Consider the following 14,200-nt stretch of genomic DNA (forward strand, 5'->3'; position numbering starts at 1 on the left):
CAATACTAGAACTTACTGGAGTCGCTTCTTCGACGTACTACGACAGGAGAAAGTCCGAGCAACGAACCACGACGAAGAAAACAATCGCAGTACTTCGTGGTAGACCCGTGACAAATTACTCTTTTACGCGCTCAGGTGAAGCCGTCAGTGATGAGCAGATCGAAGAATGGCTGATGGAACTCGTTTCCGGTGAAGAGCATAGCTATGGCTACTTGATGCTGAATGAATGCTTGCGTATCCAACACAATCTGGTCATCAACAAGAAGAAAACGTACCGCCTATGCAAGAAGCTTGGCATCCTTCATCCGCAGCGGCGAAAGAAGATTCATTATCCACGGAAACTGGCTCGTAACCACACGATCAAACGTTCAAACCAACTCTGGCAGCTCGACATTAAGTACGGCTATGTGGCAGGTTATGACCAGTTCTTTTACATGGCGGGCATCATTGATGTGTTTGACCGCAGTATCGTAGGTTACCATCTAGGCTCTAGCTGCGACGCAAAGCAGGTCTGTCAAGCAGTAAGAACTGCCCTACGTTTACGTTTAACAGATGTTGAGGAAATGCCCATCATACGCACGGACAACGGTCCGCAATTCGTTAGCAAAGCATTCGGCGAGCTCTGCGAGGACGAGAAGATTACGCACGAGCGTATACCGCCAAAGACGCCAAATATGAATGCCTACATTGAATCTTTTCACGCAACACTGGAGCGAGATTTACTCACGAAAGAGGTTTTTGGTACATTCCAGGAAGCATACGACGCCGTTGAAACGTACGTTAATTTCTATAACAATCGACGCATGCACCAAAACCTTGGTAAACGATCCCCAGCTGCATTCATGCAGTGGGCAAGTGCCCACCCGGATCAGTTAGCGGACTACATTCGAGCCGTCTAAAAGAAGAAAACGAACGGAAAGAAGAAAGAAACAAAGGATTTCTAAGAGCAACGTTACTTTCGCTAACAATTCTCCGGAATTAGGGGGTCTGACCGGAAACGCACAGTTTCAGAGGTAGAGGGGAACTACAGTCCGCTATTTTGCCAATTCGACGCGAACTGCGGGTCATGAAGGACAAATAAGAGCCTGTAGTTCCCCTCACAGAGGATACAGACCCATTTTCTCCATAATAGAGGACTCCAGTTCCCCAAAAATAAAAAAACCGGCCCCCACTGGAGTACCGGTCCATTTCTCTCATTATGTCGCAACCTCATGCTGCATACCTTCACTTGCTTCTAAAAAGTCCGACCGCTCCACTTGATACAAATCATAGATCTGTTCAGTAGGATTGATAGATGCATAGACATGCGAGTTTAAATCATTGGCTAACTTGGCATACGGCAGTTTTTCAACGGCTTTTTTTGAGCGAATATTCTGTTTCCTGACTTTCAAAAATACCGTTTCAATTCTATGTTCAAGGAAGAGCTCCGTAAAAAAGGATTCCTTCGCCCGTTGATTATAACCTTGGCCGAAATAAGGAGCTCCAATCCATGTCGCCAGGAAACCCGCTTTATTCTCAATGTTATATAAATCTATCGTACCAATGGGATGCCCGATCTCGTTAAGAATCGTTCTGGAAATACACGTCATCTGCTCTTCTTCCACCATTAACTGCTTGGTAACGAATAAATATTCTTCATACGACTGGCATTTATAACGCACATAAGGAAAAACCTCAGGATCTTTGATTAAGTTATACAGAGAATGGCATTCTTGCAAGTTGCGTTTTCTGATCATTTTGTTCTACCACCTAGTCCCTATATTCAAGCAATTTAAGTATATAAAAGGAGTTCGGTGATTATATAAATTCTGCATTTACTTTATGTAAATTTCAAAAGCCATACAGTTGCAGCACAAAAACAACATAGCGTATTATTAATCATAGACAATCTACCCAATAGGCGGTGCATCAATTGAAAAAGTATCTCATCGGCGGTATCGCCGGATTTCTCTTGGCTACGACACTTTCTGCGCATGCAGAAGAAGTTACTAGTTTAATAGGAAAAACAATTCAGGGGGCTTTCCCCTTCCAGATTGAAGGCAAAACACTGGCAACTCCGGCTATCGTTGTGGACGGTACTTCTTATTTGCCCGTACGTGCTTTTGGTGAAGCAACCGGATACGATGTTTCTTTCGATGCCGACCTCGGCATTTCGCTAAAGAAAAAGGAGGTACAGCCTGCCCTCCCAACTCCAACTCCATCGCCGACACCTTCCCCGTCCGCAACACCTGAACCGCAAGTGCCTGGTGACCCTAGCAGCGGCTACCAAGCAATTAAAACGGTGATTCTCAGTTTAGAGGATGAAAAATCCCAAAAAAGCACGGGAGAATTTGGCCTCATCCAAGTGGACGGAGCGCGTTATGTCTCTCTTTCGACCTTAAGCAGCTTTTACACGATTAGCTGGGGAGAGCCCATGCTGCAGCTTAGCTATAATGGTCAGCTTGTCGGCTTATTTGCCACCAAAAGCCAATATTCCAAAGGAACGGGATCTTTTACCTATGACGGCACGGTCTACGTTAATCTTTCGTTGTTGAAGCTGAAGGGAACCGTTAACGGGGATACGCTTGTTTTGACGGATGATATTTAATTGTTGGCATAAAAAAAGCACAAAAAAGCCGGAGATGGTCTCCGGCTTTTTTAGTGCTTTATTTTGTTGATTGGAATGATTTGATTGTATCCAAAATTTGTTTTTGCAAGAACTCCGTTTGGACTGCCTTCGGGTACATCGTCATGAACAGATAGGAAGTTCCATCCTTTTGAAAGAAGCTGACTGTCGTTACGAGGTTCTTAAACTCCCATTCTACCCAGAGCGCTTGAACACCATTGATGGTTTCCGTCCGGTTGGTGGTCTCTTTGAGATCAGTACCGCCGAACTCAGCTAGTGATTTTTCCTTAATTTGTTTGATAACCTCTTGGGGGGTATAACCAGATAGTTCTGAATCATCAGGTAGTAATAGAAAATACCCTGCCCCGAAGTTATACTCTAGACTGCCGTTTTTACTTTTTGCTGCATTCAGCTTCCAATAGTCGGGAACTGAAATTGTATAGTTATAGTTCTTATTCTTCACTACACTCGTTTTCGAACGGTCCAAGTTCTCCTCGCTGTCTTTTATCGTCCCTATTGAACTAGCTGGTTTACCGATCTTAATGGATTGCAAAGTGGATTGAATAAAACTATCAGATAGATCTTCTTTATTGCTATAACCAATTGAAATAAAGTATTTATAATTTCCTTTGATGAGATTCACATTCTCCGATGAATCCCAAATGCGAGTGTCGAATGTATTCGACGTTCGCGTCACAAGCGCCTGATTCCCGTCAACGACGATACTTCGTGAAGCTTCCATTTTGCTATATGCTGGAGTATACAGCTGCTTATAATTGGCGGCATCTCGATCGGACCATTTTTGCAGCGTATCGCTATCCGACTTGGAAGTCACTTTGTAACCGATACTTCTTTTTTTCTTCGGATCAATGAATTGAATCATTTCGCTGTTGCTACCGGATTTCGACCAGTCGGCTGGGATCTTGATGGAAATCCCATACGTTTCATCCGTATACATGCGCAAGCCATCTTTCACTGTCGAGAGGTCTTTCAAGGTTTTAACATTTGTATCGAATGACATTTGGAAGCTGTTTAATAGATCCTGATAAGCATTATGTTTCGTTATAACTTTATCCGTTTCTTCCTTTATAATCGTGAAAATAAGGATATATACTTTGTCGCCGCTTTGATAAGCGCGATATTCAAAAAGTTCACCATCATCCTTGGATTTAATGAGCGCGTATGGATGTGCACCGCTTGAAACATATTTTTTCTCTAGTAGCGGTTCACCGTCTGTTTCATCCACCAGCAAGTCCAGTAGAGCATCCTCCGACATATTCTCGGTCATATCGGACTTCACCGAAATGTTAATGTGGTACTCACCATTTGCATCATTGAATGAAACATAATCTTCCTTAAAGCTCTGATAACTCTTCACCAAACCTGTCGGATATTTCATCGACCAGCCATAATAGCTGTTGCCGATATGCGTCTTTCCTAGATCTGAATCAATGCCTCCCGCATCCGTGCCGGCTGCGCGCGTGCTGGAAATCGCAATCGTTGAAGTCGCTTCGTCAAACTTCACACTGGCTCCAAACTTTTCCGAAATGAATCGGAGAGGTACCATGGTCGTACCATTTTTCAACTCGGGAGCAACTTCGATTTGTTCGTCTTTCCCGTTGACTGTCGCTGTTGTGCTGCCGATTTGTAACGAAATGGATGTACCATTATAGGTGAGTCCTACCGTCTGTGTTTCAGATGCCCAGCTTAACGCTGCGCCGAACGCGGATGTGATGACTCGCAAAGGTACAAGCGTCACGCCATTGTTCGCATAAGGAGTTTCAACGGAAATGGATTGATCGTTAATCGTAATATGATCTTCACCAAGCTTCAATTGAATCTGTACGGATTGATCCTTCGTTTCTGTATCAGCGGCAAAAGCACTGAGCGGTTGAATCATGATGAGTATAAATGCTAGTAAAATCAGGTATGTAGAGCGTAATTTAATCATTTGTCACCTTCCGAGTTTATTGGGTTTGGGTCGCATCCAGCAAGATTATATCCTTTTGGATAATGTCTCCGTTAGACTGCAGGGTCAAAGTAACCTTGTCTCCGGGTAAATATTGTTTCAATAACTCATTTAAATCAACCAGTGTTTTCACATTGGAATTATTGACAGAATACAGGACATCGCCTTCTTTAATTCCGGCATCGGCAGCGGACGTATGCGGATCTACGCGCGAAACCTTAAGCGGCTCATCTGTAGGAAGCCCGACAACAGCCGCCCAGCTCTCCTCTACTTCCAGACCAAGCGCAGGACGTTTGACTTTGCCGTATTTTATAAACTGATTCAAAATATATTGGACTGTGTCTGAAGGAATAGCGAATCCAAGTCCATCGATACCTGCGGCAGATAACTTCAACGAATTGATACCGATAACCTCACCCTTAAGATTAACTAATGCGCCGCCGCTATTGCCTGGATTAATAGCCGCATCGGTTTGGAGCAGGCGATACGTTGAATGCAGCGAGCGGTCAGTCCCGCTAATCACGCCGTAGGTAACGGAGTTGCGAAGTGCAAAAGTAATCGGCGTCCCGATCGCAACAACAAGTTCACCGACCTCAACATTGCTGCTTTTGGCGAATGTGGCTGCCGGCAGGTCTTTGGCGTCAATTTGAACGACAGCCAAATCGCTTTCTTCATCCAAATGAATCGTTTTCCCCGCATATTGCTTCCCGTCTGAGGTTACAACGATAATCTGCTTCATGTCTTCAACTACATGCGCATTGGTAACAATGAGCCCATCGGATTGAACAATAATTCCGGTGCCATGTGCTAAATTAAAACGGTTGTCCGACGAAGCTTGGCTCCCACTCATCGGCTTGCCAATAATTCCGACTATGGATGGAGATACCTTCTTGACTACCTCCGTTATACGAGATGCAGAAGTATAGCTAAAATCGTTCTCTTCAGCCCGGTAATCTCCACTTCCCCCAAGCGTTTTGACAACGTCGGATGCCTTCACATAGACCTCACCGTCCAGCTCCTTCGTTTGCCAATGCGAAACACTGGTGGCTTGAGCTGCGAATACTTGGCCATTTCCTCCCAAGAGCGTGAGTGCTAGTAAAGTAGATATTACATAGCGAGTGTGCACTTTCAAATAAATCTCTCCCTAACTAGTTTATGGAAAATAGCTCCCTTTCTATTATACATAAATATGGAAAGTAGGATAGGTGGAAAATCTTTCTATTCATCTTTCTGGTGCAAAACGAAAAAATACAGCTGGATCACTAGAGTACGATTTACTCTTTGTGTTCCAACTGTATCTTTTCTGATTTTCCTATCTAGCTATCTGGATAGAATTACTTGCCTTGCAGAACGTTTCCGACACGCTCGACGACGACGACCGCTTGCGCTCTTGTCGTTGCCTCATTCGGAGCCAAACTTCCATCGCTTAAACCTTGTATAATTCCTTTGCTCACAGCTTCGCTCATCACAAAGCTTGGGTCAATGACGGTATTTGCTTTTTGCAAATCCGGGGTTATGACACGGAGGGCAACTGTTGCAATCTCCTGACGGGTAATCGGAAGATCCCAACCTTGCTGCAGGTCACCCGCTTGCAGAATGCCCGCCTTTTGCACAGCGTCAACATAGGGTTGATACCAGGCGCCGCCTGTGTTTTCTGAAGCAATAGGCAGATGCATAGCCGTAACGGCAAGCTTCAGAAATTCACCTCTTGTAATGACACGATCAGGAAGAAAGCTGCCGTCGCTATAGCCATTTACAATGCCTTGCTCTGCTGCTTGAAGAATATTTTCCTTCGCCCAGTGCCCTTCCAAATCATTGAAAGAAGCATTTAACCCAGTAACAACCTCCGGCAGATTGCGATTTGCTAAGGAATTGCTCCCCAGTTGGCCTGTGTAATTGCCGCCCCACGTCCAAATGGTGCCGTCCGTTCCTTTCACTACGCTATGTGTCCCGCCTGCCGCAGCGTCATCTGCTTTGGCAATCCCCTTGATTTGTACCGGTTTATTCTGATTGGCTTTCGTACCATCACCGATTTGTCCAAAAAGGTTTTGTCCCCATGCCCAAACACTCCCGTCATTCGCAATCGCTAGACTGTGATAAGAGCCTGCATGTATGGATTTCATGGAAGGCAATGTCGTCACTTGAACTGGCTTCAATTGATTAACGGTTGTTCCGTTGCCTAACTGTCCGAAGGCGTTGTAGCCCCAAGCCCAGACGGTGCCGTCATCCTTGAGAGCAAGCGCAAAGTTCTTGCCGGCCGAAATCGCGATAACACCAGCTAGATCATAAATCTGTGCAGGCTGCTGCTTACTGGCAAGCGTCCCATCTCCTAGCTGTCCATTCGTATTATCTCCCCACGCCCATATTTTCCCGGTATTTTCCAGGGCTAAGTTAAAATTAGCACCTGAAGCGATAGCCACAATGTTGGATAGTTGGATAATTTGGTTCGACGCTGCCGTTGTGTCATGGCCTAATTGTCCATAGGTATTGTCGCCAAAACTCCAAACAGAACCATTATTAAGCAGGGCCACAGTATGATTGCTTCCCGCTGACGCGGATACCACACCATTCAAGCCTTTTACTTGAACCGGTGCCGTGCTTGGTGTCGTTGTTCCATCGCCCAATTGACCGAAGAAGTTTTGCCCCCATGTCCATAAGGTCTCATCCTTCTTAACGACAACCATGTGTGTGTCACCGCCTTCGATGGCAGCAATCCCGTCCAAGCTTATGGCTTTTGGAGAAATGGCGGAAGTATGCGTTCCGTCTCCCAATTGGCCGAATGTGTTACTGCCCCAACCGTACAGCTGATTGTTTTTGATAATAAATGTGTTGCTTTCGCTCGCCATAAGAGGCTGATCTTTAGGCGCTTTTATGATAACTGTTCCTTCGCCGGGCTTAAGCACGGTAGGATTCAACCATTCGTTCACTTTCGTTTGAACCGGAGCAGGTTGGTTGTTCAGGGTGTTGTCGCCAAGTTGGCTATAACTGTTGTTCCCCCATGCCCAAAGCTTACCCTCTTTATCGATCGCAAAAGTGTCATTGGAACCTACCCCTAAGCTGGCTATCTCGGGCAGATCATTAACATGGTTAGGAAACGTCTGGCTCCAGGTTTTCCCATCAAATCCCGTTCCTACACCTAACTGACCAGAGGTGTTGTTCCCCCATGTATACACGCTGCCATCATCTTTTAATGCCACTGCATGCGAACTTCCAGCCATGATTTGAGTCACATGATCCAACCCGGTAATAAGTACGGGGAACTTATGCGCATCCTGCGTATTCGTCGTAATAGCGCTATACATCGTGCTTGGGTCTGAATCGATCAGTCCCCAAGTTAACACGGTACCGTCATCTTTAAGAGCTAATGAGTAGTCGAATCCGGCAGCGATCTGCGTAATATGCCAGTTGGCGCTTGTAGCCATAATCGGCGTACTCAAACGGTTTTGATCAAAGCCATAACCCAGCTCGCCAAAGAAATTATCACCCCAAGCCCATACAACGCCGTCTTGATCTAGCGCCAAAGTATGGTAAGCACCACTCGCTATTGCTTTAACAGAAGCGATGTTGCCAATAACTTGAACGGGTTTATTTTGAGTAGTATTCGTACCGTCTCCGAGTTGGCCGTACGTATTATCTCCCCAGCTCCAAGCTGTTCCATCGTCCTTGATGGCAACCGAGTGGAAATTACCTGCGGAAATTGCCGTCACATGAGTGAGATTAGCCACCTGGACAGGTGTCGACCGATCTATCGTGGATCCGTCGCCCAACTGGCCGAATGTGTTCTCCCCCCAAGACCATACGGTGCCATCCGACTTGAGTGCCAAGGAGTGAGCCGAACCAACCGCAATGGCCGTAATACCCGACAATCCGCTGATGGGTGTCGCTTGATTACGATTGCTCAGTCCTCCCCCCAGCTTACCGCGAAGGTTATTTCCCCATGTCCAAACGGTACCGTCTTTCTTTAAAACAACCGTAAAACCTTTCCCGCCCCGAATTTGCTGAATCGAGGCAGAGTTCATGTCTGATGTGGTGGTAGTAGGGCTGTTAGTTTCCCCAAAAACTTTCCCGGGAAATACCGAGAAAGCTGTAAAGGAACTAAAAAGCAGAAAACCTAGCAGCCAGAAAGTAACGTTACGTTTCACTGTTTTCATGTTCCTTCTCCTTAAAGCTTTCCATCAAGAAAGCTATCTTCGTAGATCTCTATCACTAAACGATCGTCCCTGGTTCCTGGGTAATGGTTGGTTTGCGTTTGAATTTTTTTGTAATGCCATTTTTCCAACCTTCCAGCAATGTGTAAACAACAGGAACCAATACAAGTGTAACTAAAGTGGATAAAGTCAAACCAAAAGCTACAACCGTTGCCATAGAAGCCTGTGTCTCCGCACCTTCCCCAAAGCCGATAACAAGGGGCACCATCGCTAGAACAGTTGTCGCCGTAGTCATCAGAATAGGCCGCAACCGCACTTTGCCCGCTTCAATCAAAGCATCGAACAGCGGCATCCCTTTGGCACGCAATTGGTTTGTATAATCGATTAATACAATGGCATTATTAACGACAATCCCTATTAGCATGATCATTCCAATGATAGAGTTCATATTAATCGTTCGATGTGTGACGAGAAGTCCCAGTATGCCGCCAATAAACGTTGGCGGTAGGGAGAACATGATGATAAATGGACCATATAACGATTCAAATTGGCTAGCCATAACCATGTACACCAAAGCAACGGATAGAATAAGAACTAAGTATAAGCTTTTAAAAGAATCATTCTGACTAGTCTGCTGGCCGCCCATTTTCACTTGGTAACCGTCCGGTGGTTGAATCGCATCAATTTTCTCTTTGACGAGAGCGGATACCTCACCAACGGAAGCACCAAATACGGAAGCTTGCACCGACGCCACACGGTTCTGATCTTGTCTGCGAATTTGTGCAGGTCCTGTACCAGGTTCAACTTTGGCAATGAGACTAACAGGGACAATCGTACCGCTTGCCGTATTGATCGTCACATTGTTGAAATTTTCCAACTTATTCGTGAATTCATTCGGATACTTCACTAGGACGGAAATTTGCGAGCTAGCAGTTTTAAACTGTGTTGCCACACTTCCTTGATAAGCTGTACGCAATGCGGTCATCACGTCTCTTAAGGAAACGCCGTAATGCGCCGCTGCATCACGATCAATCGTTAAATTAAACTGTGGAATCGAACGATCTAACGTATTTTGCACATTACGTGTGCCATCCACGGAAGTGATTTCCTGTGCGACGAGATCACCCAACTTTTGCAAGACGGCTAAATCCGGTCCGGATAAATCAACTTGAATGTCACCGCCACCAAAGTTACCGCCACCGCCAAGTCCTGGCAGACGTACCCCGGATGGAACACTGACACCGATTTGCGCACCTGCAAAACCCGTTGTGAGCGTGCGGATTTGTTCGGCGACTTGATCGGTACTTTTCTTTCTTTCACTGAGCGGTTTTAATCGGATCTGAATGCTTCCCGTATTCGTTGACGCTGATTGAAAGGCACCGCCACCGGCGGATCCGACAGAAGTAAAGACGGTATCAATTTCCGGCACGTCTTTCAATCTCGTCTCCAACGTAGAAGCAACTTGATTCGTCACGGCGAAATCTGTTCCTTGCGGCAGATTGATATTTAAGTTGACTTGCCCTTGATCTGTTTTTGGCGTTAATTCACTACCTACAAAACGGACTGAATACACGCTGGCAGCGAATAACAGAACTGTAATCGAGATAATTACCCAACGATGAAGCATAGACCACCGCAGCAGCCTTCCGTACACCTTCGTGAGAAACTCCATACCTCTGCCGAACCAAACGAAAGGATTCAGGCTTCTGCCGGTTGGCAGCTCTTCATCGACTTTGCGGCGCAAAATTTTCGCAGCTAGCATTGGCACCAGTGTTACAGCGGCAAACCATGCGGCTATATGAGAGAAACAAACAACCAATGCCATCGGCCAGAAAAATTGTTTAACCAAGCCACTAATGAAAGCCGTCGGCGCAAAAACCGCAATTTGGGCCAATGCTGAAGCCATAACCGCTGTACCTACCTCGGCAGTTCCCACTTTGGCAGCTTCCTCAGGAGACAAGCCTTCATGGCGTTTACGGAAAATACTTTCCAAGACAACGACCGCGAAGTCTACGAGTGAACCAAGACCAAGCGCCAAGCCCCCGAGCGTGATGGTGTTAATCGTCTGATGACCGAAATACATCATACTGAATGTGCTTATGATTGAAATCGGGATCACGACACCGATAATGAGTGTCGCCCTTACACTTCGCAAGAAGAACAACAAGATGATGACCGAGAACACGCCTCCAAGCAGCGTATGCTCAACAACGGTACGTAAGGAATCGCGAATAAACTTGGCGGAATCATTCAATACCGCGATATGCATGCCTTCCGGAAGCTTGGATTGAATTTCTTGAAGCGAGTTCTGAATGTTGGTGGACACGGAAACCGTGTTCCCATCCGATTGCTTAAGGACAGAGAGGGAAACGCTGACTTCTCCGTCTTTGCGTGCTTCAAGCGTAACATCTTGATAAGTATCAATAATATTACCGAGTTCGCTTAGCGCGATCGTTTGTCCACGTCCTAGCTGAACCTGTACTTTTCCGATATCAGCCGTTGACTTAAATTCTCCATCAATATGCAAAGGCACCAGCTGGCTGCCTTTATTCACAAGTCCGGCATCAGTGGAAGAATTATCATTACCGAGAGCTGAAACCAACGTACTGAAAGAGATATTGTATTGCTGCAATCGGCTTGGTTCGACAAGAATTTGTATTTGTCTGACGCGTCCGCCGGTAACCCCAACCGATGCAACGCCATCGGATCGCTGAACATCTGGACTCACAATATTGTCAGCGATGTCGCGCAGTGTGACCAGATCTGTTTTACCATACAAGGCTAACGTCATGATTGGTGTACTGTTCGGATCAACACGTGAAACGACAGGGGCATCCGCATCCGTAGGAAGCTGCCTTCGGACACGATCCAATTTATCCCGCATGGTCAGGGTTGCCTGATCAATATTCGTTCCGTAATTAAATTGCAGGGTAACGTTACTTGATCCCGTACGAGAGCTGGAGGATATACTCGTGACTCCTGTGACGGTAGCCATCGCATTCTCAATCGGTTTCGTAATTTGTTGTTCAATCTGTCCTGGCGATGCGCCGCTCCAAGAAACCGATACCGTTGCCGATGGAATTTCCAGGTTCGGGTATAGATCCACGGGGAGAAGCGGAATTGCGATCGAGCCTACGATCACGAGTGAAATCATGATCATCAAGATGGTGACAGGACGATGAACGGAGAAATTAGCTAATTTCACTGTCCAGCCCCCGCTTTCGGAGCTGCTGCATCAGCGCCGTTGCCGGTTGGCTTAGCCCCTGATGGGTCAGCTCCCTTACCTGGGGTGCCTTGTCCGTTTTGTCCTTGGCCGCCGCTTCGGCTTTGGCCTTGACCAGCTTGACCGCCGCCCTGGCCGCCTTGAGCGCCTTGACCGCCTTGGCCGCCAGTTCTATTTTGGCCCTGCCCTTGGCCTTGACCTTGACCACCTTGTCCTTGCCCTTGGCCTCCGCCCTTGCCTTGACCCTGACCGGCTTGCCCCTGGCCTTTGCCTGCTCCATTTTCTTGTCCTGGTTGATTAATCTGAACCGGAACGTTATCGGAAAGCAGCTCTTGTCCTTTAACGACAAGCTCATCTCCAACTTTCAGCCCGCTAGTAATTTCGAAGGATGAACTGGTCATCACGCCTACTTTTACAAGCACCTTAGACGCTTTCCCGTCTTTCACAATGTATACCGCATTACCGCTTGGTTGGCTGAGCACGGCATCTGCAGGTACAACGATGGATTGTTTACCTTCACTTTTGAGTGATGATTCCGCAAACATCCCAGGCAATACTTCATGGTTATCATCTTTAATTTTGATGTCGACCAGGAAAGATTTGGACGTAGCGTCCATGGTTGGATGAATCGTATACACGGTTCCATCAAACGATTTATTCAATGTAGGAATTTTAACCGACATCGGTGAGCCGGATTTGATTTTGCCAATGGATGCTTCAGATACGTTTACGGTTGCCAATAATGGATCTACCGTAGCAATCGACATGACGGCAGCTTGCCCTGCATTTTGGCCGACTGGAACCAGAATCGCGCTTACGATCCCTGCAACGGGGCTCGTCAACACACCATCTTGAAGCTGTTCGCTTAAAATGCTCAACCTAGTTTGAGCTTGCTGTAGCTGAGCAGCACTTACCTCCAAGGAATCCGTAGACTGGGCAGATTTCACCTGCTGCTTGGATTGTTCGAGCGCAGCCTCCGCACTGTTTTTGGAAATATCCTGAGAAGATTGTGACTGCGCCAGCTGAGTACGGCTGAGATCCAGCTGAGCTGAAGCGGTCGCTTGTGTATTAGCAAGTGATAATAGCGCTGAATTTAAGGATTCCTGCGCTACTTGCACCGATTGCGAGCTTTGTGCCGTCAACAGCGCATTTTGCAAGCTCGTCAACGATTGCTGCGCCGACTGTGTATCTTTATACTGCGCCTGCTGCGCTTGCTGCAAGGCAAGCTGTGTCGTTTGCAGCTTAGCGAATGCACTGTCTACGTCTTTACCAGACTGAAGAGCGGCATTGTAAGCAGCAACAGCTTGCTGCACGCTTAATTGAGAAGTATCTATATTATTATTCTGTGTTGTTAATAAGCTGTCTAACTGTGAATTCAAGTTCGTCTGGGCGACAGTCACGGCGGTAGCGGCATCAGCTTGTGCTTTACTGAAGCCTACCTGTGCAGTAGAAACCCCTTGTTTTGCCGTTTCAATCGAATTTTGCTGAGTCGTAATCGCATTATTTAATTGCGTTTGCGCCAGAGCTACAGCATTCTTCTGATCATTGATGGTTTTCTCGTAAGCGGCTTGCTGAACGGCTAGCGTTTTCTGAGCTAGAGCCAGACTGTTCGCCTGATCATTCACCACTTTGTTGTACTGAACTTGACTTAAAGCATAGTCGATTTTGCTCTGCTCGACAGATTGTTGAAGCGTAGTGGTATCAATGTGCGCTAAGGCTTGTCCGACCGTTACTTTATCCCCGATATTCACATCAAGAGAAGTAATGCGGCCATTCACTTTGGAAGAAAGATTCGTAGTGAAAGCCGGCGTGATCGAGCCTGTAAAGACCTGCCCGCCACCGATGTCCGACAATTTAACAACTTGTGTTTCTACGGTCATCTGACGTGTTCCCGTTCGTCCGTTTGCCCCTGGTTTAGCGGTGCTTGCTGGCGCGCTGCAACCCGCTATGGTGACGGTTATCGCGGTAACGACTGCGATGATTGTGGTACTCTTGAGTGAACTGTACTTCCTCATGGGATGGAAACCTCCGTCTGCTTCATTTCATTTGGGCAAATACTCTCTTTCACCATATTTGACATTGATGATAGAAGTGTGATTAAAATGTGAAGAATATGTAAAAACAAGGAAAAACACGCGATTTCCGTAGGATAATAGGCCTGAAAAAACGAAAAAACCACCCAATATGGGCGGTTCCCCGAAAATCATTCGACTAATTTCGACTAATTCTGCAATACCCTTCCGCATCATTCTTGT

Annotated in this window: 8 protein-coding genes; 2 read left to right on the top strand and 6 right to left on the bottom strand. The window is 46.5% G+C overall.

The features are described from left to right. The first annotated feature begins 2 nt into the window (after positions 1-2). Entirely contained in the window at positions 3-899 is an 897-nt protein-coding gene (locus ACKTT9_RS28115) for an IS3 family transposase (protein WP_407873025.1), read from the top strand. Positions 900-1,196: 297 nt separating this feature from the next. Here the strand turns inward: ACKTT9_RS28115 and ACKTT9_RS28120 are convergent, their stop codons facing one another. Further along, complete coding sequence (locus tag ACKTT9_RS28120) at positions 1,197-1,736, bottom strand: GNAT family N-acetyltransferase (RefSeq protein ID WP_407868516.1); 540 nt, start codon at positions 1,734-1,736, stop codon at positions 1,197-1,199. Positions 1,737-1,912: 176 nt separating this feature from the next. On the opposite strand from ACKTT9_RS28120, the gene ACKTT9_RS28125 reads away from it, so the two are divergent. Next, positions 1,913-2,587 carry a hypothetical protein gene (locus ACKTT9_RS28125; RefSeq protein WP_407868517.1) on the top strand — a complete coding sequence of 225 codons (675 nt, stop codon included), beginning with the start codon at positions 1,913-1,915 and terminating at the stop codon, positions 2,585-2,587. Positions 2,588-2,645: 58 nt separating this feature from the next. On the opposite strand, the gene ACKTT9_RS28130 is transcribed toward ACKTT9_RS28125, so the two are convergent. From ACKTT9_RS28130 to ACKTT9_RS28150, 5 genes are all read right to left on the bottom strand, one after another. After that, complete coding sequence (locus ACKTT9_RS28130; RefSeq protein ID WP_407868518.1) at positions 2,646-4,556, bottom strand: stalk domain-containing protein; 1,911 nt, start codon at positions 4,554-4,556, stop codon at positions 2,646-2,648. Between the two features lie 16 nt (positions 4,557-4,572). Next, on the bottom strand, positions 4,573-5,706 hold the full coding sequence (locus ACKTT9_RS28135; protein WP_407868519.1) for a S1C family serine protease: 1,134 nt from the start codon (positions 5,704-5,706) through the stop codon (positions 4,573-4,575). Between the two features lie 202 nt (positions 5,707-5,908). Further along, positions 5,909-8,725 carry an S-layer homology domain-containing protein gene (locus ACKTT9_RS28140; RefSeq protein WP_407868520.1) on the bottom strand — a complete coding sequence of 939 codons (2,817 nt, stop codon included), beginning with the start codon at positions 8,723-8,725 and terminating at the stop codon, positions 5,909-5,911. Between the two features lie 55 nt (positions 8,726-8,780). Next, positions 8,781-11,927 (bottom strand): efflux RND transporter permease subunit, encoded by a 3,147-nt coding sequence (locus tag ACKTT9_RS28145; protein ID WP_407868521.1) that lies wholly within the window; start codon positions 11,925-11,927, stop codon positions 8,781-8,783. Then, entirely contained in the window at positions 11,924-13,960 is a 2,037-nt protein-coding gene (locus ACKTT9_RS28150; RefSeq protein WP_407868522.1) for an efflux RND transporter periplasmic adaptor subunit, read from the bottom strand. Before ACKTT9_RS28150 ends, ACKTT9_RS28145 begins: the two co-directional genes overlap by 4 nt. Between the last annotated feature and the right edge of the window lie 240 nt (positions 13,961-14,200).

This window comes from Paenibacillus sp. P36, assembly GCF_045866505.1.
Taxonomy (GTDB): Bacteria; Bacillota; Bacilli; order Paenibacillales; family NBRC-103111; genus Paenibacillus_E; species Paenibacillus_E chondroitinus.